The 20,316-nt window shown below is 51.1% G+C and carries 14 protein-coding genes, 2 tRNA genes and 2 rRNA genes; 10 read left to right on the top strand and 8 right to left on the bottom strand.

The annotated features are described in order from the left end of the window. Nucleotides 1-145 precede the first annotated feature (145 nt). Nucleotides 146-931, top strand: coding sequence for a hypothetical protein (locus tag ACOQPU_RS02040; RefSeq protein ID WP_420643465.1), 786 nt, complete (start codon nt 146-148; stop codon nt 929-931). On the opposite strand, the gene ACOQPU_RS02035 is transcribed toward ACOQPU_RS02040, so the two are convergent. The 6 genes from ACOQPU_RS02035 to ACOQPU_RS02010 all read right to left on the bottom strand — a co-directional run bounded on the left by ACOQPU_RS02035 (nt 928) and on the right by ACOQPU_RS02010 (nt 6,563). Further along, nucleotides 928-1,812 carry a DMT family transporter gene (locus ACOQPU_RS02035; RefSeq protein ID WP_420643464.1) on the bottom strand — a complete coding sequence of 295 codons (885 nt, stop codon included), beginning with the start codon at nt 1,810-1,812 and terminating at the stop codon, nt 928-930. The two genes, ACOQPU_RS02040 and ACOQPU_RS02035, sit on opposite strands and share 4 nt — an antisense overlap. A 122-nt stretch (nt 1,813-1,934) precedes the next feature. Further along, nucleotides 1,935-2,573: a hypothetical protein gene (locus ACOQPU_RS02030; protein WP_420643463.1), complete on the bottom strand. Its 639-nt coding sequence runs from the start codon at nt 2,571-2,573 to the stop codon at nt 1,935-1,937. Between the two features lie 2 nt (nt 2,574-2,575). After that, nucleotides 2,576-3,304 carry a DUF1361 domain-containing protein gene (locus ACOQPU_RS02025; RefSeq protein WP_420643462.1) on the bottom strand — a complete coding sequence of 243 codons (729 nt, stop codon included), beginning with the start codon at nt 3,302-3,304 and terminating at the stop codon, nt 2,576-2,578. 81 nt (nt 3,305-3,385) lie between these two features. Continuing rightward, a complete protein-coding gene (locus tag ACOQPU_RS02020) occupies nt 3,386-4,414 on the bottom strand; it encodes a hypothetical protein (protein WP_420643461.1) in 1,029 nt (342 codons plus the stop codon). Nucleotides 4,415-4,473: 59 nt separating this feature from the next. Then, the gene (locus tag ACOQPU_RS02015; protein WP_420643460.1) at nt 4,474-6,093 is read right to left on the bottom strand and encodes a DUF4153 domain-containing protein; all 1,620 of its coding nucleotides are present in this window, start codon (nt 6,091-6,093) and stop codon (nt 4,474-4,476) included. A gap of 41 nt (nt 6,094-6,134) precedes the next feature. After that, on the bottom strand, nt 6,135-6,563 hold the full coding sequence (locus ACOQPU_RS02010; RefSeq protein WP_420643459.1) for a hypothetical protein: 429 nt from the start codon (nt 6,561-6,563) through the stop codon (nt 6,135-6,137). A gap of 113 nt (nt 6,564-6,676) precedes the next feature. On the opposite strand from ACOQPU_RS02010, the gene ACOQPU_RS02005 reads away from it, so the two are divergent. From ACOQPU_RS02005 to ACOQPU_RS01995, 3 genes are all read left to right on the top strand, one after another. Further along, complete coding sequence (locus tag ACOQPU_RS02005; RefSeq protein ID WP_420643458.1) at nt 6,677-7,429, top strand: response regulator; 753 nt, start codon at nt 6,677-6,679, stop codon at nt 7,427-7,429. A 109-nt stretch (nt 7,430-7,538) separates the two neighbouring features. Further along, nucleotides 7,539-7,997 carry an NUDIX hydrolase gene (locus tag ACOQPU_RS02000; RefSeq protein ID WP_420643457.1) on the top strand — a complete coding sequence of 153 codons (459 nt, stop codon included), beginning with the start codon at nt 7,539-7,541 and terminating at the stop codon, nt 7,995-7,997. A gap of 8 nt (nt 7,998-8,005) precedes the next feature. Further along, complete coding sequence (locus ACOQPU_RS01995; RefSeq protein ID WP_420643456.1) at nt 8,006-10,168, top strand: sensor histidine kinase; 2,163 nt, start codon at nt 8,006-8,008, stop codon at nt 10,166-10,168. Here ACOQPU_RS01995 and ACOQPU_RS01990 read toward each other — a convergent pair. Together ACOQPU_RS01990 and ACOQPU_RS01985 are read right to left on the bottom strand one after the other, a co-directional pair. Further along, a complete protein-coding gene (locus tag ACOQPU_RS01990; protein ID WP_420643455.1) occupies nt 10,134-11,039 on the bottom strand; it encodes an MBL fold metallo-hydrolase in 906 nt (301 codons plus the stop codon). The two genes, ACOQPU_RS01995 and ACOQPU_RS01990, sit on opposite strands and share 35 nt — an antisense overlap. A 70-nt stretch (nt 11,040-11,109) precedes the next feature. After that, nucleotides 11,110-12,384, bottom strand: coding sequence for a hypothetical protein (locus ACOQPU_RS01985; protein ID WP_420643454.1), 1,275 nt, complete (start codon nt 12,382-12,384; stop codon nt 11,110-11,112). Between the two features lie 717 nt (nt 12,385-13,101). Between ACOQPU_RS01985 and ACOQPU_RS01980 the strand changes: the two genes are divergently transcribed. The 6 genes from ACOQPU_RS01980 (at nt 13,102) to ACOQPU_RS01955 (ending at nt 20,230) form a co-directional block, all read left to right on the top strand. Beyond that, nucleotides 13,102-13,872, top strand: coding sequence for an ExeA family protein (locus ACOQPU_RS01980; RefSeq protein ID WP_420643453.1), 771 nt, complete (start codon nt 13,102-13,104; stop codon nt 13,870-13,872). A 9-nt stretch (nt 13,873-13,881) separates the two neighbouring features. Then, nucleotides 13,882-14,454 carry a hypothetical protein gene (locus ACOQPU_RS01975; RefSeq protein ID WP_420643452.1) on the top strand — a complete coding sequence of 191 codons (573 nt, stop codon included), beginning with the start codon at nt 13,882-13,884 and terminating at the stop codon, nt 14,452-14,454. Between the two features lie 659 nt (nt 14,455-15,113). Then, nucleotides 15,114-16,618 (top strand): 16S ribosomal RNA (locus ACOQPU_RS01970). Nucleotides 16,619-16,788: 170 nt separating this feature from the next. Next, nucleotides 16,789-16,862: transfer RNA gene (locus ACOQPU_RS01965), tRNA-Ile, on the top strand. 7 nt (nt 16,863-16,869) lie between these two features. Further along, nucleotides 16,870-16,942: transfer RNA gene (locus ACOQPU_RS01960), tRNA-Ala, on the top strand. A gap of 327 nt (nt 16,943-17,269) precedes the next feature. Then, a 23S ribosomal RNA gene (locus tag ACOQPU_RS01955) occupies nt 17,270-20,230 on the top strand. The 16S and 23S rRNA genes sit together here with 2 tRNA genes alongside, the layout of an rRNA operon. Nucleotides 20,231-20,316: the final 86 nt, after the last annotated feature.

Below are 20,316 nucleotides of genomic sequence, written 5' to 3'. Positions count from 1 at the left end.
ATTTACAACACTTATGTGCGGCAGTATAGTGTACTATCTACACTTTGTCAACCCCCTCTTGCAAAACCTGTTTGCGCCCCTCTATAATCAACATGAACCAAAACAATGCAATTAACAATTTTTTTCACGTGCAAGGAGTCTCAACATGCTAAAAAACGGAACCTTTACGGGCGGATGGATGGACATGCCCCCTTACGGCAATTTGATCAACCAGCAGCCAAATGGCTGGATTTTGCGCTGGATTGAACCAGGCAATTCGCTGTTTGGGGCAGGGGATAAAGCGGCTGGGGTACCAGAATGCGTACACAAATTAGCCGAGCAGTTGCCCCCCAATGAGCAGCTTGGGGCTAAAGATGCGCTTATTCTGGCTGGCGACACAACGTACAAAGTTTTTCACGCCGGCAGCCCCTTTGGTGTAGAGTTGAAACAGGTGGTCACCGGGCTAAAACCGGGTAGCCAGGCAACCCTTGTCGTGCCAGTTTTAGCAGTGCTCAATAACGATCCTGACCCGTACGGGGCTGAATCAGGCGTCTGGGTCAACGGGCAGGGGAGCTGGGTCAACGGTGAGCAGATGGGCAACCGCAAATGGCACCGACATAAGCACACCTTCACGGTCCCTAACAACGGGACAGCCATCATCGAAATCCGCGTGAAGAGCAAATGGCCGCGCCCCAAAGATTTTTTCATTGATGGCATCACACTCGAAGCAGAAGCAGGTCAACCAGAAACAACTGAAACGCCCGTCATCTTGCCAGACCCCATTATGATTCCTGACCGGGACAAGGAAAATGCCGAAGCAACAGCGAGTAGTGGGGGAAAGGTGGTACAGGTTAGCGTGCCGTCAGGATTGAAGCTGGTAACGGCCGTTTCTGACGACGCAAACACCATTGTTGTCGTGGTGCCAAAAGGAGTTACTGTCCAGCAAAGCTAGCTGCGGTTGATAATCATTATCCCTGCAACAATCAGCACGACACCGACGAGCATAATGGCCGTAATCCGTTCATCCAGCAGCAGCACACCGCCTAAACCAGCAAAAACTGGCACTACATAGCCTGTCATGGCCGCGGCCGTGGCCCCAAACCGCTTGACGTTGTAAACCGCCAGCAGCAGGCCAGAAAAGGTGCCAACCAAGGCCGCATATACAAGGGCCGTGTAGCCCGTTGCCGTCACATTTTGCAGGTCAAAGCCAATAATCAGGGTGGAGAGCGGCATCACCACTAGAGCTGCTACAAACATGCGAATACTGGCCACGTCGAAGGCACTGTAATTGCTGAGATATTTGCGAATGTAAACGGCCGCTGCACCCCCCATCGTCATCGCAATCAGCATCAAAATGTACCCCAACGGGTTGGCCTGACCTACGTCAGCCAGCCCGCTTTCACCACTGGCAGCCAGCACAATCGTGCCGCTTAAGGCCAGCACCACGCCAAACGCTTTGCGCCAATTTAACGACTCATCTGGCAAGAAAAAGTGCGCCAGCAGCACCGTAATGGCTGGGCTGGTGGTGATAAAAATGGCGGCTAATCCACTGGAGAGATATTGCAAGGCGGTAACGATAGAGGTCATGGGAACAGCCGTTCCCAAAATACCCAAAACAGAAGCGTGCAGCCACAATCGGCGGTCCGTTGGCCATTTGTAGCGGTGGTTGACAAAGGTGTAAAAGGCGATGTGTCCCAGGCTGGCCATGGTCAGGCGCAGGCCGATGTAGGTGGTTGGCTGAAACTGTCCCACGCTAAAACGCGAGGCCACCAGGGTTGAGCCAAATAAAAAGCCCAAAAAAGAGATGTAAGGCAGAGCCTGTGTGGTCATCATTGCTCCCAGTGTGCCAAAATATTAGACAGTTGTCTAAAGCACAAGGGAGAATTATAGCGCACGAAGCCGGTTTGCAAGTGAGCAAACCATTGAACTAGCCACTAACAACCAACCACTATGACCTATTCTGAAATACAAAAATACCAGTTAGCCTGCTTCTGGGAGACATGCCGCCAGCGGCCCATGAAATCACCCTGCTGAGGTGGGTTGCTGTCGCTGCGGTAAAAGTAGCCCGCAAAGTTGCGCGGCGCATTGCGCTCGGTGAAGAAAAAGATGGAAATCTTTTCACCGTCTGTTTCTACCCAAATACGGCCGTTTTCCGCCGACAAATACCGGTACGCTTCAGGCAGTAAAATGGAACCGCTCTCGCCAGCCACCAGTTCACCATTTTCCACCATGTTCGCCACCGTTTCATAATGGCTCATGCGCCAGCGAAAGCGGGCACCTTCCCACAGCGAAGCAAAAGGCACCAACTGCACAATAATCAGTGTGCCGACATTGATCACCAGCGGCAATGCCGCCCACTTTACGCCCCGTTCGGCACGAAAAGGTAGGTAAAACACAGAAGCCAAAATGAGTGCTACCAGCACAAACTTCATTCCCTCGGCCAGCGGCTGCGCCCAATAGCCGCCCTGATTAGGTCTGCCCGTGTGCAAAACGGCCGTTACCCCAATTAGCACCACGCCAAACCAGGTAGAAAACAGCCCCAACGAGGGAAAATCCGGCTTGTACAGGTCATCAGAATAGAGCGACTGGTTCATGTCTACCTCCTCCAATGGAGACTAGAGATTGGAGATTGACCTCGAATCTCTAATCTCTGATCTCCAATCTCCCGCTTTTCATGAAGCTGTGGTGGCAGGGCAAAGATGATGAAGTAGCTGCCGATGAAGACGGCCGTTAGCAACCCGGTGACAACGGCCGTTTCCATTAATTGACTGCGAACCAGTAAATGATCGGCCAAATCGCGCAGCAAAATAGTGGGATTGAACAATAAATCCCAACTGTTCCAGCGCAGAAAACGGCCGATGTAAACGCCAAAACTGCTCAAACCCAACGTCAGCAGCACAAACAGCCAGCCAGCCAGCCGATTCCAGGAGCGGGAAACCAAATCATGCAGCCAAAATAATGAGGCAAAGCCCACAAACAACCCGGCCAAAGCAAAGGTAATGAGCATGATCAGGTCATACCAAATTGGTACCCGACCAATCTGACCCAAATGGAGCAAATCTGTTAGCAGGTAAGGGGCGTTGGGGAAAAAAAGTAGCCACAGACCGCCCCAAATCCATCGCCCCAAACGGCTGGCACCTTTGCGACGCGCCAGCAAGGCAAATAAAACTGGCAACCAGGCCAAAAACAGGTTCCATAGCAAAAAGACAAAATGAATGGTGCCCGTGTAAGCGTAGCGTACAAACCACATCGCTACGGCCAGGCTAGATGTGAAAAGCAGTGCTGCCAGCAGCAAAAGGGTGTGTTTGGTGGGTGTTTGGGTCATTTTGTTTCCTCGAAATAAACCTCCCGCAGGTTCCATCCGCAAACGGTGTTCTAGAACAAACCTGCGGGGGGCTGGTTGTTTTCATTCAGACGCTAGAAACCAGGGAACGGCCGTTTCATCCGTGCGTAAAAAGTAGTAGAGCAAGCCCGCCACCTTTGCCTGGCCAGATGGGGATGTATGGGTGCCATCGTAGGAAAAATCCGACTGCTCCCAAACAAAACCGCCGCCTTCTTTGGCTGTACCATCTGCCCACAGGTATGGCCCCCAGCTTAGCCAGGGCGCATTCACCGAACCGCTGTTCAAATTAAAATTCAACTCGGCATCTCCTGTAATTTGGTCCTCAATGAGCCACTTCACGGCAAAGGCCGACTGGTAAGCATATGGCTCTGGGTTGAGATCGATGGTGGCGTAGCCGCCGTAAGTGCGGCTGGAAAGATACACAATCTTCAAATTGGGAAATCGCCCATGCAGCAACTTGACAATCTCTTTTAGATCATTCTTAAGCATCAACGCATCCACTGGGAAGGGGGCTTTTGCGCGGGCGCGGGCATTTTTTAGCCAGACAACCTGAACCTGTTCGTCGCTCAAGCCAGCTTCCGTCAACCGCTCGGTTAAAACGGACCAATATTCATCATTCGGATTGGCGACAAATTGAGACGCCTTGCTGTGCTGCGCCCCATCCACTAGCACCACGGCCGGGTTTAGCTGGGGAATCTCATCCGCCTGGTCCAAAAATGCCTCAAACTCCATGGAGGTGTTGGACATGCCGACGGCTACGAAGCCAATTTTGCCGTTTTGCTCATCAACGGTTCCATCAGTGGCCAACGGCCGTATACTTTTAGCAATTTCAATCCCGACCGCCTCATGGGTAAACGGCCGTTCGTTACTGCCACCCGGATACAAACCCCCTTGCGCGCCATGATACGTCCCGCTGCCCAGCTCCGTGAGCGGCGTCAGCCCCACAGACGGTTGCCCCATCTGCACGGCCGTTAACCGCCGAAAAACAAGCCACCCAGCCACGCCCAGCAGCAAAAGTACAAGGATGAGCCACCAGGACGGCCGTTTGATTGATAAGTTTGTCCACTTTGTTTGTTTCGATACTAATTCCACTTACTTTCTTCTCCATCTTTGAGTAGCCGCGGATTCCAATTCGCGCTAAGAAAGCGCGGCTACGATATGTCTAAAAAGCTCAACGCTCCCCACGCTTGCCAACGCGCCACGTTAAACGAGGGCCAACGCCGCCACGAATCATCCCCTGTAAACTGTTCATACCGGCTGGTTAGCTCTTCACGCAAGATTTCATGTGGCGTAGCGTAGCAATCGTACTCGTCAGATAACCAACTTCGGGCACAAATTGGCAGCAGTTGTTCCTCTGCATCCCCTACAGTCAGCCCCAGGCCGCGCACCAGTTCTGGCACGGCGTCATTGGACAAACTCGCCAGATATGACGCGTCTAAATCGCCCGTTTGCTCGTAGCGAGCCAGGTTTTGCCGGGCAATGAACGCATCCGGGTTGATGAGATTGAGCGTGGCTACAAAACCCATGATCGCCACCAACGCACCGATGGCAAAGCGATCCGGGCGCACCCAAAGCGTCAGGAAAAACCAGACCAGGGTGATGGCCAGCCACGCCATGCAAACGTACACAATCAGACGCAGTTCAGTGTAGCCAAACGCCGCCTCGTACAGCGCCATCCGCCGCCAAGCGGAGACGAGCATCACCAGCACCAAGCCAATCAGCACGCTGCCCAGCCCGTTGAACAGCCGAATTTGCCGCTTGCTTTCTCGTCGAGAGAGCCAGTTCAGTCCTAGCACCAGCAGCATCGTCAAAATGGCGACGGTGAGCAGTTCAAAAAAGCCGCGCCGGGCATAGTCGGCAAAGGTGTAGCCAGCTTCGGTCACGTTGGCTGCACCGCCAAACAGGTAAGTGAACTGAATGCCCACAAAAGCAGCAAACAGCATGTTAACCAGCACCAAAATAGTGCTTGTTTCAATGAATCCAACTGAAAAATGGCTGGGCAGAGTGGCCAAACCGCGCTCTAGGCGGCTTTGTTCCTCATCCTCGACGCGGCGCGTGAGTGCCAAGGCCAATCCCCCAGCAAAAGTGATGCTCATGAACAAAATGAGGATGCCGCGCCAAATCCATTCGCCCAGCCTGTCAAAAATGTCTAACGAGAACAGCTCTTCCACGTAATCGGCAAAGATGAGGTCAGCGGAACTGAGCAGCAGGGTGAAGACAAGCAGAATGGGTAAAGCTAACAGCAGTCCACGAAACAGGGGCAGCAGGCGGGCACGGCCGTTTTCACCCCTCCTCATCTGCTGTACACTGGGCCGAATGACTGGCGCAGCTAATGCCAAACTGTGCCCAAACACGCGCAGTGGCAGCAACGCATAGCCGAACAAATTCAGGTTGGCTACACGCCCAGCGGCGTAAAAAAAGGCGAGATAAGCCAGTAGGCAGAGCACGGCCAGGACATTAAGCGTGGTCAGAGTGCTGTTGGTGCGCAGTGCGGCCATGCTAGCAAAAAAGAGCAGGGGCAGCAGCAGCCATAGGTTTTGTTTAGCGAGGGTAATCGCTTCACGACGGCCGTTCCACCACAAACCAGCCAGCACCAACCCCACAAACAGCAGCAGGGAAATGCCTAATGGCCTGTCGTAAAACAACCAATCTGCCGCGATGCCGAGGAAAACGGCCGTTTGCACCAAGCGCATCGGCGCACGCAAGGGCAATGGTCGGGTTGCTTCAGATTCAATCGGTTTAGCAATGAGTTCTTCGTGTGTGGTTTCCATGTTTGCTCCGAAATCGGAGAATGGAGATTAATCTCCAATCCCTAATCTCCATTCTCAATTTGCTTACGCCAAATGTAAAATGCTGTTGCTGCTCCCGACATATCCATCGTCAAATCTAGGACTTCATCAAAGGCGGGGATAATGTGCTTGAAGGAGGCAATTTGCAGAAATTCCTGAGTGATGCCGAGCAGCAGCATCAGGCCAAAGTAGAGCCAGAATCGTTGCCGCAAGCTCGGAAACAGCAGCAAAACGCCACCGCCCATCAGCACAAAAACGGCAAAATGGCCGATAATGTGCGAAATTTGCGTACCAAAGATGAAATTAGCCACGTCACTGAAGCCCGGCCACACCGTCGCCAGCCAGCCAAACGGAAACAGGGCAGTAACAATGAAAAGGATGAGGGCGAGGATGAGAAACGGCCGTTGCCCACTCATATTGCTTTTTTGTCTTCGTTGTTTTAGATTTAGCATCGTAGACAGCTCCCAGATTTTCGTTATGGGTAAGAATAATAAAAGGTGTCCACCTAAACGACGCCTCAGTTGCCAATGAAAACGCACTCAAGTGCTTGACCTGTTTCAGCCAAATGAAGGATGTTACCTGTATGCTGAAATTACTCATCGTGGAAGACAACGAAAAATTGCGACCAGCACTCAAAGCTGGTCTGGAAGATTTAGGCACAGTGACAGTCATTCACGACTGTCCCGCCGGTGAAGAAGCCCTGGAATTTTGCTTGGAACAGACGCCAGACGTTATTTTGATGGACGTGCAGCTAGCGGCGGTGATGAATGGGATCGAAACGGCCGTTGCTATCCGTCGCGAATTTCCCAGGCTCCCGGTGGTTTTCTACTCCATTCAGGACGACGATGAATACTATCGAGCGTTTCGCCGCAGCGGCATCCTCAGCCATTATGCCTATGTCCGCAAATCGAACTACCTGCTGCCTACCATGATTATGCCGCTGTTAGAAGATGCCGTGAACGGCCGTTCTTTCATCGACCCAGACATTGAATCCCGCGTCCAGGAAGTGCGCCGCAAAGACGAAAACGCCCCAATGGACATCCTGGAACCCAACGAGCAAGCCGTGGCCCGCATGGTGGCCCAGGGCATGAGCAATAAACAGATTGCCAGCCGCATGGGCTTCCGCGACAAACGCACCATCAGCCGGATCAACGGCCAAATCTACACCGCCTGGGGCCTCAACGACACCACCACCGACGAAAAAGTCGCCCGCACCCGCGTTGCCATCATCCTTAACGCTGGGCAATTTATCCAGTGGAACGAAAACGGCATCCCTCACATCCTCAACGAACATGGAGAATGGATACCCTGGGAGTAAACAGTAAATCAGTTTCGACTGGACTGCCACTGACTTCTAAAATCTCAAGTGAGCCCTGAGACTTTCATGGCCAAAAGAGAAACAAACCTTCATTGATTGGATTTGAATAATGGCAAGAGCACCATTCCAAGTTTTAGTTTTCCCATTCCGATTGATAAAGGGGTCAATTGTCGAGTATGCTATTTTTTCTCGATCTGATACCGGCAATTGGCAAGGGATAGCTGGTGGGGGTGAAGACGAGGAAAATCCGCTCCAAGCTGCCCGCAGAGAGTCCTGGGAAGAGGCCAAAATTCCAACAGATAGCAAATTTATTCAATTGCAAACTGTTAATTCTGTCCCAGCTTACAATTTCAGAGACTCATATTTGTGGGGTGAGAAACTTTATGTTGTGCCAGAATTTTGCTTTGGGGTTGAGGTTTCTGGATTCAGACTCGAAATATCTTGGGAGCATCAAGCGACGAAATGGGTAAGGTTTAATGAAGGTGAAAGTCTGCTACGATATGAAAGCAACCGGATAGCCCTCTGGGAACTGAATCAAAGAGTTCTTGGGTTAGGTCCCAGAGACTGAATATCAAAATGAGCGATATCCTCCTCCTCGACTGGGCCATCATGGCCGTAAGCCTCTTCAACACCATCCTGCTTACTTGGCTGGGGCTAACCGTTGTCTTCAACTCAGAGCGGCGGGATTGGGGCGTGTGGATTGCCACGGTTGGCCTGCTGCTTGGTGCGCTGTTCTTCGTCAGTCACACTGCCATCATTGGCCTAGGGCTTACCAATCTCACGTGGCGCAACATGATTTTTTGGTGGACGGCGGGACTGGTTCCGGCGATCATGCTGCCGTTTGCCTGGTACATCATCATGCTATGGTACGCAGGCTACTGGAACGTTCCCCGCAATCGACTGTATCGGCGGCAACGGATTTGGCTCGTTGTGACCACTGGGATGTTGCTGTTTGGGCTGGCGGCTTTGTTTGCCGGTGTCGTGTTGCTAGCTTTCCCCGCACCAGAATTAAATCCGCTGCGTGGCTTTATTCGCTACTCCATTGCTGGTATTCCGCTGCTAGCGGCAGGCTATTCTGCCTACGTTTTGCTGTGCATTGGGCTGTCGCTAGATGCCTTGCGCCAACCGGCCACTTCTCGCCGGGTCATGGGTTTAGTGGCTAGGCGGCGGGCCCAGCCGTGGCTCTCATCCGCTTCGCTGGCACTCATGGTGGTGACGCTGCTGGTTACGGGTGTGGTGCTGTGGATTGTGCAGGATGCCCGCCAGCGCACCTTTTTGGAAATTTATCTGGAAGCACAGCTTACTATTGCCATTTTGGATCTGCTTATCTCCAGCATTATTGCCGTAGTGATTGTGTTGCTAGGGCGGGCGGTTGTCTCATATGAGGTTTTTACAGGTAAAACATTGCCACGCGGTGGGCTAAAACGGCAGTGGCGGCAGGCGGTGATGTTAGCCATTGGGTATGGTATTGCCATTGGCGGCACGATTGCGGTGCAGTTACGGCCGTTATACTCCCTTCTTCTCACCGCCATGCTGATGACCTTCTTTTTTGCCATGGTAAGCTGGCGCACCTTTGCCGAACGGGAACGGTACATTGCCCAGTTACGGCCGTTTGTTGCCAGCAACCGCCTCGTAGAGCAGCTCATCGCCCAAACCGACCCGCAAGAGGTGGATTTTATAACTCCATTTTATGCCCTCTGTGCCGATGTGTTGGATGCCCGGGTGGCTTATCTTGCTGCGCTGGGGCCAATGGCGCCGCTAGTTGAGTCGCCAATCAGCTACCCAGCCTCAGCTTCACCATTACCCTCACTTGCCAACATCACTGACCGCTTCAGCGGCGACGAAAACGAGATGATCTCGCTGGACGCCGATGAGTTTGGTGCGGCGATCTGGGCCATCCCCCTCTGGAGTGAACGAGGGCTTTCTGGTGTGCTGCTGCTAGGCGAAAAAAGTGACCGGGGCCTATACACCCAAGAAGAGATCGAAATTGCCCGCGTCATCAGCGAGCGTCTCATAGATACCCACGCCAGTGCCGAAATGTCCCGTCGCCTCATGGAAATTCAGCGGCAGCGGCTGGCTCAATCCCAAATTATTGACCAAAAAACACGGCGGGTTCTGCACGATGACATTCTGCCGGACATTCAGGCGGCACTCATCGCCCTAAGTGGTGCCGCTGCCAACGGGCAGGCTGGGAATGAGAAGACAGACCTCGCACTCAAGCTCATGACTGATGCCCACAAACAAATCTCTGACCTGCTGCACGACATGCCCACTACCACTGCCCCCGAGGTAGCGCGGTTGGGCTTCATCACTGCCTTTCAGCGCGTGGTAGAGAATGAATTTTCAACTGTGTTTGACGAAGTTGGTTGGAATATTTCCCCAGAGGCCAAAGTAGCAGCCAAAACATTGCCAACGCTCACGGCCGAAGTCGTCTTTTACGCGGCGCGAGAAGTGGTGCGGAATGCGGCTAAACATGGTAGGGGTGGCCAAGCGGAACGGCCGTTAACTCTCACTATCACCATACAGCACACCGATCAACTAACCATTGCCATAAATGACAATGGAGTCGGACTAGGCAACAGCGACACTGCTGGGTCTGGCCAGGGCTTGGCCTTGCATAGCACAATGATGGCTGTGGTGGGTGGCGAAGTGGTAGTAAATACGGCCGCACACCAGTTCACACGCGTTACCCTAAACGTTCCGGTTATACCTTCGCCCGTTTTTGCCAGTAACGCATGATGCCATCCACGCTCATGTACAGTGGGTTGGCTGCTGCATATTGGGCAATGGCCTTGTCAGACAATCCAGCCGATCTGGCACGGTTGGCAAACCAGCTTTCATAAGCAGTCACAATATCGTCCCGGGTTAGTCCATCTTGCAATTTTTGTTGGATGAAGACGGCCGTTTCTCGTACTAACCACTTCACACCTAGCAAGTGAGCCTCAACATCATCCACGCGGCCAAAATGAGTTGGGTAAATCTGCTGAAAATTGTGTGATAGAAGTCGATCCAAAGTTGATTCCCATGTTTCCAAATCAAATTCTGGTGGCGGTGCAGGAATATCTGGCAAATTAAAGGCTGGCAAGCGAACGGCCGCTGCATCCCCAGTAAACGCCACATCGCCCATCACATACACGTGATGGTGCCGCGCATGCCCTGGCGTTTCTAGCGCAGTGATTTTCAGACCAGCCACTTCCAAAACATCATTGTCAAAAACCTCCGTCACATTTTCTGCTGGGGCAGGCAGCATTTCCCCCCAAAGTGAATCCATCATGTCGCCATAGATGCGTTTAGCACTGGCCAGTAATTTGTCTGGAGCAACGAGATGCCGTGCCCCAAAACTGTGGACGTAAACTTGGGCACCTTGCTGTGCCCACCAGCCCGCCGCACCGGCATGGTCCAGGTGAATGTGGGTGACCAGTACATGCTCTATTTGCTCAGGCTCAAAACCGTGCTGTCGAATTTGGTTTAAAAGCGTGTCTAGCGTGGAGCCAGGGCCTGTTTCAATCAAAATTGGGCCAGTGGGTCCAACAACGAGGTAAGCGGCCGTTATTTCTGACAATCCCTGAAAATTTAGGTCAAGAACGTGAATATCTGGTTTTTTAATCATTCGCCAATAATATCATTTTATCCCTAGAAAGGCGGATCATTTTTTCCGCATGAACTCAAAAAAATATTAACTAGCTTAAATTGCAATTTTCCATCACGTGCCACAGTTGGTAACGCTTGTGTTGAGCATCGCCGAAAGAGCCGTTGCCAACCCCACGCCAGTAATGATCTTGTTCGGGATTTCTCAGGTATGCTTTTGCTGCTTGACGGCCGTTGTCAAAAAAACGCCGCGTGACCGATGGATGTTGACCGTTCCCCGTTATCCCTTGCATAAACAGGTCTGTCAACGTCCGATTGATCCGCTTTTGGCGTCCTTTTGGCAGTTGGGCATGTGGCCCAACGTAGCTGTTTGGTAGCTGCCAGGCCACAAAACTTTTTCCCTGTGGCCCTAGCTGCCCATTGAAATCTTTAAAAGTAAACGTGGCTTGTCCTTGCTCCCAGCCGCGCATCTGTAAACTGTCTGTGGTCGCTGCTGTGCCGATGGCAAACTGTGCTTGCCGCTGCACTTTCGCCTGGCGTTCGTAGCGGCGTTGGGTGCGTGGCTGAACGTTCGTCACGTTTTCAATTGTCGTTCGGGCAATTGGCTTTCTGGGTTGGTTGGCCTGAGTACGGCTGCTGTGAAACGCTGCGTACAGATGCGCGCGTACGGTGCCAATCTTCTGCCGCAATACCGAAATCGGCAATGCCACCGGACGCATTTTTAGTCGAGGAATACCCAGAGCAATGGCCACCTTTGTAACCGATCGCAGCCAGATACGGCCGTTCCGTCGCACCCAAAAAGTATCTTCACCCCGAGCCAATAAGTTTCGGAGTTGTCGCGCCCCACAAAAACGCAGCTTGCCTCGCTTGCTGGCCAATAGCTGCCTTGCCTTACTTTCATCTACCCAGCCACAGTTTGCTAGGTCTACTGCTTGCAGCAGCAGCCAAAGACGGCCCGCTGCTGCTTGCTCTTGTCTTAACAAGCCAATTGCGATATCTGGATACAGTTTGATAGTTTTGGGCAGGGTAGGGGCATGAGAAACGGCCGTTTCCATTGAAGCTGAAACGGCCGTTTCGCCAGGATGAATAGTTTGTTGTGGCTGCTCTCCCCGAACAGATTGCGTAACGGCTGTGCTTTCCCAACCAAGGTGAGAGGGTAACTGAGCAAAGGGGAGACTGTTTGTGGACGGCCGTTCCGCATTCTTCTTCGTCTCAAACAGGGAAGTCTGCTGCCCCCCAGACCGAGCACGGGAAGCGTGAAGCTGCGCCCGCATTTGCAGCAAACGCTGCTGTGCGGCTTGCAGCTCGCTCGAAATAGCAGAACCCAACTTGCCCACAAAAGGCTCAACTTCGTGGGCAGAAGGCAACCTTAACCACACCTATCAACATTGGCTCGTCCGAGCGATTCATTGACAGGCTGTCAGCCCTATGATATGCTTCTACCCAGCATTAGTGAGCTACCTGGGGACAAAAAATCCCCCTCCCCAATTAAGGGGCACTGTCTAAAAAGGTGTTGGCGGCACCAAAACAGTCTGAAATGGTAGCTTGCTTATACAAATCAAGGCCAGGCGTTTAAACGCTTGGCCTTTTTTTATTCGTTCGCGAAGTTAAATATCAGGCGAACAACCTCACAGATTTAGTTACAGTGGCGGGAAACGGCCGTAATTGCACACCCCTAAAACATCACTCTAAGTACGCAACCAGCAAACCGTTTGAATAGAGTCGTAACTTGCTTGCAGACAGCAACTAGAGCTTATAGATTTAGCTCTGCATATATCCACACAGTTATGCCTATATTTCGCCTTTTTGATATACATAATCCGTAATTGGTGCCAGTCTATCAGAATAAATAGACTATGTCAACCAATCTATAGCATATAGATTTGTGTTTTGAAACTTTTATATGCCTAACTACCCAAAGATGTGCTGTTTATCTTACTATTGACAACCGAAACTGACTTGTATACTATATTACAATGAGCGAATCGACACCTTTTACACTTGATTTCAATCAATACTCCCCCGATTGGGATAGGCTAGGGGTTGTTGTTCCCCCGTTCACCATTGAAGCAGACCCCAGATTTATGTACTTATCCACAGAAACCAGACGCGCACTGTCCAAGGTGAGCTACATGGTGGAAGCTGGGCAGGGGGCTTCAGTCATCGTTGGTGAAATTGGCACAGGCAAAACAACACTCGCTTCGTGGTTTCACAGTCGGTATGATAGACGGCCCGACTTTACAGCCGCCAAGATTGATGAGGCCCCTAAGAAGAGCGGGCTGCTTCTCTTGCGGCGCATAGCGGCTGAATTTGGCCTGCGCACCCGCCGCGCCACTGAGGATCAGCTCAACGAATTTCGTGCCTTTTTGGTTGAAGAAAGCGAAAGGGGGGTATTGCCACTCATTATCGTTGATGAGGCTCATGAGCTTAGTCCAGAGCAGTTTGTCGAATTACGCCGCCTGCTCAACTTCAGAGACCCACGCGGTGGCAAAGCGTATCAGCTAGTTTTATTAGGGCGGCCAGAGCTAGATATAAACCTCCGTGAATCGCCAGACTTCAATGATAGGGTGGCAACGCGCTCATCACTCGACCCACTTACCCCAGACGATACCAAATCTCTAATCGAATATCGTCTGTTGGCAGCGGGCCGTGACTCTAAACAAGGCGTTTTGTTTACAGACGAGGCTATCTTGCCGATTTGGCGGGAAACACGTGGCTATCCTCGCAGCATATGCTTATTGTGTTTGCATCTCTGCCTGGAGTTTCTAACGCACGACAATCTCTCACAAATTGATGAGCAATTTGTCAATGCGTTTTTGGAGCAACATGACGATTACCGGCGAGCATCAGAATAAACGAGGGTCATGAGCCAAAAAAACGAAAAATCAGAGAGTGACGCCAAAGAGCGTGCCAGTACATTAGCAGCTCTCCTTAAAGAAAAACCGAAGAGAGGACGGCCGTCACGCAACGTGAGCCGGCAAAATGTTTACGTCGCTCTGGCTAAATCCCAGAAGAAGCAGATGAAACAGCTAGCTGGTCTTTTGGGCGACGCCATCAGCCGTGCCGACATTCCTGATCTCTCAATTTCTGTTCTTTCAGCCCGTCTGGAAGCACTGCGTCGGGCCGTTGCCGATCGCAATCGCGAAATGCCAGAGGGTATCACCGATCTGGAATCACTCTATCTCCTTTGGGATTTACCATTGCCCACAAAAGATGAAAAAGAGCCAAGTTGGACATCAATCCGCGTATCACCGCAACAAGTAATTGAACTCGGCCGTTCCCACGGCACATTAAATGCTGTGTTCGGTGCTAATCGCAGCCAAACCTTTAGCTTGGCACTAGCCCTCCTAGAGCAGCTCATCGAAGACCATCCCCTAATGCAACAATTTGAAACCGCAGAAGACTTGCGCAAGCAAATTATTGAACTTCACACATGATCTTTTGATCGATCGCTGAGCCATTCATGTGCAGCTCGTTTTACGTGCAAATCGCCCTCATAATCATCAAAACATAGCTGAATGCGGGTAAAACACCTGATGATCTAGCAAGATATATGTAATAGATTGAAAAAATTGTGATCTCATTTGAAATCGCCAAAAACCCCCATATATAATAAGGTATACAAAGTCGCGAGAGTGCAGGGCAAGGTGTAGCTAAGCAGATGAAATGTCAGACAAATCTAAAAATAGCTTGTAATTTAGCTTGACACTGGAAACTGCCATAGTTATAATCCCGCCTCGTTGATGTGATATAGATAACTTCAAAAAATCACATCAAGCAAATTGAAAATTGTTCTTGACAGCACAAATAGACTATGGTAAATTACTGCGCTGTTGATTACAGCGGATGTCGTTGCAAAAGGCAAAACATCCATCACAAGTTCACACCCAGCTTAAGAGCATCAGAGAAGTAGTAAGAAATGAAGCGGCTCGCTCAGAGTCGTTTTTTGTTCTCTATACTGTTGATAACAGTGGATAGCATGGTAACTTGTGTTGCACCTTGACAACTGAAAAGTGATGAAAACAAGACAGTAAAGCTTGGGTTCAAGAGTCAAATCAAAAGTAGTTCTGTGGTAATACCACGGATATAAATTCTCTTTATGGAGAGTTTGATCCTGGCTCAGGATGAACGCTAGCGGTGTGCCTAATGCATGCAAGTCGAACGGGATCCTTTGGATTCGTCTGAAGGTGAGAGTGGCGAACGGGTGAGTAACACGTAGGTGACCTGCCCCGGAGAGGGGGACAACCACTGGAAACGGTGGCTAATACCCCAGATGTCTTTGCATTTAGAAAGCAATGACTAAAGTTCCGGCGCTCCGGGAGGGGCCTGCGGCCCATCAGCTTGTTGGTAAGGTAATGGCTTACCAAGGCAGAGACGGGTAGGGGGCGTGAGAGCGTGACCCCCCACACTGGTACTGAGACACGGACCAGATACCTGCGGGTAGCAGCAGCAAGGAATATTGCCCAATGGACGAAAGTCTGAGGCAGCAACACCGCGTGGAGGATGAAGGCCTTCGGGTTGTAAACTCCTTTTCTGGGGGAAGAGAAAGGACGGTACCCCAGGAATAAGTCTCGGCTAACTACGTGCCAGCAGCCGCGGTAAAACGTAGGAGGCGAGCGTTATCCGGATTTACTGGGCGTAAAGCGCATGCAGGCGGTTTTTTAAGTCGGACGTGAAAGCTCCCGGCCCAACTGGGAGAGGCCGTTCGAAACTAGAAAACTTGAGGATGGTAGAGGAGAGTGGAATTCCCGGTGTAGTGGTGAAATGCGTAGATATCGGGAGGAACACCAGTGGCGAAGGCGGCTCTCTGGGCCATTCCTGACGCTCAGATGCGAAAGCTAGGGGAGAGAACGGGATTAGAAACCCCGGTATTCCTAGCTGTAAACGATGTCAACTAGGCGTAGGAGGTTATTGACCCCTTCTGTGCTGTAGCTAACGCATTAAGTTGACCGCCTGGGGACTACGGCCGCAAGGCTAAAACTCAAAGGAATTGACGGGGACCCGCACAAGCAGCGGAGCGTGTGGTTTAATTCGAGGCTACGCGAAGAACCTTACCAGGGCTTGACATATAGCTGGTAGTGAATCGAAAGATAAACGACCCTTCGGGGAGGCTATACAGGTGCTGCATGGCTGTCGTCAGCTCGTGCCGTGAGGTGTTAGGTTAAGTCCTGTAACGAGCGCAACCCTCGTCGTTAGTTACATGTGTCTAACGAGACTGCCGGTGATAAGCCGGAGGAAGGTGGGGATGACGTCAAGTCAGCATGGCCTTTATGTCCTGGGCTACACACACGCTACAATGGCCGGTACAATGGGTTGCCAAGCCGCGAGGCGGAGCCAATCCCCCAAAGCCGGTCTCAGTTCGGATTGTAGGCTGCAACTCGCCTGCATGAAGTCGGAGTTGCTAGTAACCGCGCGTCAGCAACAGTGCGGTGAATACGTTCCCGGGTCTTGTACACACCGCCCGTCACGTCATGGAAGTTGGCAACGCCTGAAGTCGGTGGGCTAACCTTACGGAGGCAGCCGCCTAAGGCGGGGTCGGTAACTGGGACGAAGTCGTAACAAGGTAGCTGTAGCGGAAGCTGCGGCTGGATCACCTCCTTTTAAGGAGTTCATGCGAAGCTGGAAAGCTTTGTACACTCCAGGTCAAACATCTTGTAAATATGAGATGTCCCAACTTTACCTATTGTTTTTATCACTTTTCAGCGGTTAAGGTAAAATTGCACCTTTATTAACTTGTCAGCTTGTTTGTTACCGTGTTGTTGAATAGCTAAGGGCCTGTAGCTCAGCTGGTTAGAGCGTTCCTCTGATAAGGGAGAGGTCGTTGGTTCGAGTCCAACCAGGCCCACCTTTTTGGGGATGTAGCTCAGTTGGGAGAGCGCCGCCTTTGCACGGCGGAGGTCAGGAGTTCGAGCCTCCTCATCTCCACAGTTTAAAATTTAATAATCAAACTAAAGGTATATAACCAACTTTGATTAAACGAATTATTTTTTGACCTACAGCATTTTAGCCCTCTTCATATTTTTCTATATGAACTCCGGCTAAGTGCCGGATTTTTTGTTTTATAGGTAAAAATTTAGGTTGTTAGCTTTTGGGAAAAATATTTATTCTTCCCAAAAGCTAGTTACTTAAAAGATGTAGCTAGAAGGTGTAAAAGCCTACGTTCTTTAATAACTAAATAGTAATCGCAAAATTTCTACAAATTGTGCATCAAGTAACAATGTACGTGAGAAAGTCGAATTCTCCGTATCATGTGTGTAAGCTACTAAGAGCGCACGGTGGATGCCTTGGTGTCAAATGCCGATGAAGGACGTGGTACACTGCGATAAGCCTCGGGGAGTTGTGTGCAGACGCTATATCCGAGGATGTCCGAATGGGGAAACCCACCAGGGGTCGATGCCCTGGTACTGTTATCTGAACACATAGGATAGCAGAGGGAACGGGGTGAACTGAAACATCTTAGTAACCCTAGGAAAAGAGATTATTCCCTGAGTAGTGGCGAGCGAAAGGGGATCAGCCCAAACCGTTATCTTGATGGTAACGGGGTTGTAGGACTTGCATATAAAAGTGATAAATTTATTCGGCAGTAAAACTTTTCTGGAAAGTTAGACCACAGAAGGTGACAGTCCTGTATGCGAAACCGAATAAACTTTTGCAATGTTCCTGAGTACGGCGGGGCACGCTAACCCTGTCGGAATCTGGGAGGCCCACCTCCCAAGGCTAAATACATTTGACAACCGATAGTGAACAAGTACTGTGAAGGAAAGGTGAAAAGACCCCCGGTAAGGGGAGTGAAATAGAACCTGAAACCGTGTGCTTACAACCGGTCGGAGCACTATGGCGTTCTTCGGAACGCAAAGGTGTGACGGCGTGCCTTTTGGAGAATGAGCCAGCGAGTTAATTTCAGTGGCAAGGTTAAGCCAGAAACAGGCGGAGCCGCAGCGAAAGCGAGTCTGAATAGGGCAATAGAGTCGCTGGAATTAGACACGAAACCAAGTGAGCTACCCATGTGCAGGCTGAAGCGAGATTAATCTCTCGTGGAGGGCCGAACCCACTAATGTTGCAAAATTAGGGGATGACGTGTGGGTAGGGGTGATATGCCAAACGAACTTGGAGATAGCTTGTTCTCTCCGAAATAGCTTTAGGGCTAGCGTCGCGTGTTTAGTACAGGGGGTAGAGCACTGGATGAGCTAGGGGGCGCAAGCTTACCGACCTCAACCAAACTCCGAATACCTGTACTCCATAACGCGGCAGTTGGACTATGTGAGATGAGTTTCATAGTCAAGAGGGAAACAACCCAGACCGACGGCTAAGGTCCTCAAATCTATGCTAAGTGGGAAACGATGTGAGAGTGTTCTGACAGCCAGGAGGTTGGCTTAGAAGCAGCCATCCTTTAAAGAGTGCGTAATAGCTCACTGGTCAAACGCTTTTGCGCGGAAAATGTAACGGGGCTAAAGCATAGTACCGAAGCCACGGATTGGTAATTCATTGAATTGCTGATGGTAGGAGAGCGTTCTGTAAGAGATACAAGGGTAACCGTGAGGATATCTGCGGCTTACAGAAGTGAGAATGCTGGCATGAGTAGCGTAAAACATGTGAGAAACATGTTCCCCGTAAACCTAAGGTTTCCGACGGAAGGTTAATCCGCGTCGGGTTAGTCGGTCCTTAGCCGAGGCCGAAAGGCGTAGGTGATGGATATCCGGTTAATATTCCGGAACTACTTATTTGGAGTGATGGAGGGACGCAGTTTGGTAGGTCAGCCCCTTAATGGATTGGGGTGCTAAACGTCTAGGATAAAGATGGGTATAGGCAAATCCGTACCCTGAATCTGAAGCGTGATGGCGGTGCCTATAGAGCCAGAAGTGATTGAGCCAAGCTGCCAAGAAAATCTTCTAAGCGTTGATATTTAAGTAACCGTACCGCAAACCGACACTGGTAGGTGGGTAGAGTATACCAAGGGGATCGAGAGAACCTTCGTTAAGGAATTCGGCAAAATTCCCCCGTAACTTCGGGAGAAGGGGGGCCTTTGCTGGTTAGCAATTAAGCGAAGCTGGCGAAGGCCGCAGAGAAATGGCTTCTTCAACTGTTTAACAAAAACACAGGTCTCTGCTAAGTCGAAAGACGATGTATAGGGGCTGACGCCTGCCCAGTGCTGGAAGGTTAAGGGGAGAGGTTAGTGCGCTTCGGCGTGCGAAGCTTTGAACCGAAGCCCCAGTGAACGGCGGCCGTAACTATAACGGTCCTAAGGTAGCGAAATTCCTTGTCGGGTAAGTTCCGACCCGCACGAATGGCGTAATGAGAGAAGCACTGTCTCAACGAAGGACTCGGCGAACATTGAAGTACGTGTAAAGATGCGCGTTACCCGCAGCTGGACAAAAAGACCCCGTGAAGCTTTACTACAGCTTGGCATTGAGTTAGGGCTTAGTTTGTGTAGGATAGGTGGGAGGCTTTGAAGCTGGCACGCTAGTGTCGGTGGAGCCGCCGTTGAAATACCACCCTGGCTAAGTTTTGGCTCTAACCTGTGACCGTTAACCGGCATGGGAACAGTGCCTGGTGGGTAGTTTGACTGGGGCGGTCGCCTCCGAAAATGTAACAGAGGCGCCCAAAGGTTCGCTCAGGCTGAATGGAAACCAGCCGTAGAGTGTAAAGGCACAAGCGAGCTTGACTGCAAGACATACGAGTCGCGCAGGGACGAAAGTCGGGCTTAGTGATCCCACGATTCCGAGTGGAAGGGTCGTGGCTTACCGGATAAAAGCTACTCCGGGGATAACAGGCTAGTCTGGTCCAAGAGTTCACATCGACGACCAGGCTCGGCACCTCGATGTCGGCTCATCGCATCCTGGGGCTGGATAAGGTCCCAAGGGTTGGGCTGTTCGCCCATTAAAGCGGTACGTGAGCTGGGTTCAGACCGTCGTGAGACAGGTCGGTCTCTATCCGCTGTGGGCGTAAGGGATTTGAAGGGAGCTGCCCCTAGTACGAGAGGACCGGGGTGGACAGACCTCTAGTGTGCCAGTTGTCGTGCCAACGGCATTGCTGGGTAGCTACGTCTGGCAGGGATAACCGCTGAAAGCATCTAAGCGGGAAGCTCGCCCTAAGATTAGATCCCTCATCCGTTTTGGAGTAAGACCGCTAGAAGACTACTAGCTTGATAGGCGGCATGTGTAAGTGCAGTAATGTATTTAGCTAAGCCGTACTAATGGTCGAGGGCTTACGTTCCACTTGATACGGAGAATTCGGTTTTCTGACGTTGTGCAATTTTAGAATGATTATTATTTAGTTTTAGATGACCTAATTTGTTTATA

The sequence above is a fragment of the Candidatus Leptofilum sp. genome (assembly GCF_965223285.1).
In the GTDB taxonomy this organism is placed as follows: domain Bacteria; phylum Chloroflexota; class Anaerolineae; order Promineifilales; family Promineifilaceae; genus Leptofilum.
This window is presented reverse-complemented; position numbering and strand designations above follow the sequence as displayed.

Coding starts and splice junctions, on each gene's coding strand:
- ACOQPU_RS02040 (WP_420643465.1), top strand. CDS start 146: ATGCTAAAAAACGGAACCTTTACGGGCGGATGGATGGACATGCCCCCT.
- ACOQPU_RS02035 (WP_420643464.1), bottom strand. CDS start 1,812: ATGATGACCACACAGGCTCTGCCTTACATCTCTTTTTTGGGCTTTTTA.
- ACOQPU_RS02030 (WP_420643463.1), bottom strand. CDS start 2,573: ATGAACCAGTCGCTCTATTCTGATGACCTGTACAAGCCGGATTTTCCC.
- ACOQPU_RS02025 (WP_420643462.1), bottom strand. CDS start 3,304: ATGACCCAAACACCCACCAAACACACCCTTTTGCTGCTGGCAGCACTG.
- ACOQPU_RS02015 (WP_420643460.1), bottom strand. CDS start 6,093: ATGGAAACCACACACGAAGAACTCATTGCTAAACCGATTGAATCTGAA.
- ACOQPU_RS02010 (WP_420643459.1), bottom strand. CDS start 6,563: ATGCTAAATCTAAAACAACGAAGACAAAAAAGCAATATGAGTGGGCAA.
- ACOQPU_RS02005 (WP_420643458.1), top strand. CDS start 6,677: ATGAAGGATGTTACCTGTATGCTGAAATTACTCATCGTGGAAGACAAC.
- ACOQPU_RS02000 (WP_420643457.1), top strand. CDS start 7,539: ATGGCAAGAGCACCATTCCAAGTTTTAGTTTTCCCATTCCGATTGATA.
- ACOQPU_RS01995 (WP_420643456.1), top strand. CDS start 8,006: ATGAGCGATATCCTCCTCCTCGACTGGGCCATCATGGCCGTAAGCCTC.
- ACOQPU_RS01990 (WP_420643455.1), bottom strand. CDS start 11,039: ATGATTAAAAAACCAGATATTCACGTTCTTGACCTAAATTTTCAGGGA.
- ACOQPU_RS01980 (WP_420643453.1), top strand. CDS start 13,102: ATGTACTTATCCACAGAAACCAGACGCGCACTGTCCAAGGTGAGCTAC.
- ACOQPU_RS01975 (WP_420643452.1), top strand. CDS start 13,882: ATGAGCCAAAAAAACGAAAAATCAGAGAGTGACGCCAAAGAGCGTGCC.